The sequence below is a fragment of the Bacillus sp. 05T31 genome (assembly GCF_056396725.1).
Genome location: NZ_JBFTMA010000965.1, coordinates 1 through 1,228, shown reverse-complemented (window position 1 = coordinate 1,228; position 1,228 = coordinate 1). Strand labels below are relative to the sequence as shown.

The following is a 1,228-nucleotide window of genomic DNA, read 5'->3' as shown; positions in this document are numbered from 1 at the left end:
AGATGGAAAAGCAAACGTTTCAGATCTATCAGTAGGAAAGTACAAATTAGTAGAGACGAAAAGCTTACCAAGTTATAAGAAACTAACAGAACCAGTATCATTTGAGATTACAAAAGGTATGACGACAGTCCTATCATTGAAAGTAGAGAATGAGCAGTTAGACAAAGGTTCAGTAGAAATTACAAAAGTAGATAAAGAAAGTCAAAAAGTATTAGAAGGCGTAGTCTTCGAAGTGCAAGATGAAAAAGGTAAAGTGGTAAAAAAAGTAACGACAGATAAAGATGGAAAAGCGAATGTCTCAGACTTATCAGTAGGAAAATACAAATTAGTAGAGACGGAAAGCTTACCAGGTTACAAAAAATTAACAGAGCCAGTATCATTCGAAATTAAAAAAGGTATGACAGAAGTCTTATCACTGAAAGTAGAAAATGAGCAGTTAGATAAAGGCTCAGTAGAAATTATAAAAGTAGATAAAGACAGCCAAAAAGCATTAGAAGGTGTAGTCTTCGAAGTGCAAGATGAAGCTGGAAAAGTAATAAAGAAATTAACAACAGATAAAAGTGGAAAAGCAAAAATTGCAGACCTATCAGTAGGAAAGTACAAACTAGTAGAAGTAGAAAGTTTACCAGGCTATAAGAAACTAACAGAGCCAGTATCATTTGAAATCAAAAAAGGCATGATCGAGGTACTATCATTAAAAATAGAAAATGAAATGGTAGATACGGGAAATGTAGAGATAACAAAGATAGATAAAGATAATAAGGCACCGTTAGCGGGAGTAACGTTTGTTGTCCAAGATGAAAAGGGCAATGAGGTGAAAAAAGTAACGACAGATAAAGATGGAAAAGCAAATGTTTCAGATTTACCTGTAGGAAAGTATGAATTAGTAGAGGTAGAAAGTTTACCTGGTTATAAAAAGTTAGAAAAACCAGTATCATTTGAAATTAAAAAAGGTATGACGAAGTCTTTAACATTTACTGTAGAAAATGAAATGGTAGATACAGGGAATGTAGAAATCACAAAGATAGACAAAGATAGTAAAGCACCATTAGAAGGTGTTGTGTTTGAAGTACGTGATTCAAAAGGGAAAGTAGTTACTAAAGTAACAACGGATAAAGATGGAAAAGCAAATGCTTCAGATTTATCTATTGGAAAGTATGAGTTGGTGGAGGTAGAAACACCAGCCGGATACAAACCACTAGAAAAACCAATTTCATTCGAAATTGAA

At 33.4% G+C, this 1,228-nt stretch carries 1 protein-coding gene; it reads left to right on the top strand.

Annotated elements, in window-relative coordinates:
- Positions 1-1,228: MSCRAMM family protein (locus AC1DJR_RS30350; RefSeq protein ID WP_477004295.1), on the top strand; the 1,228-nt coding region annotated here is incomplete at both ends.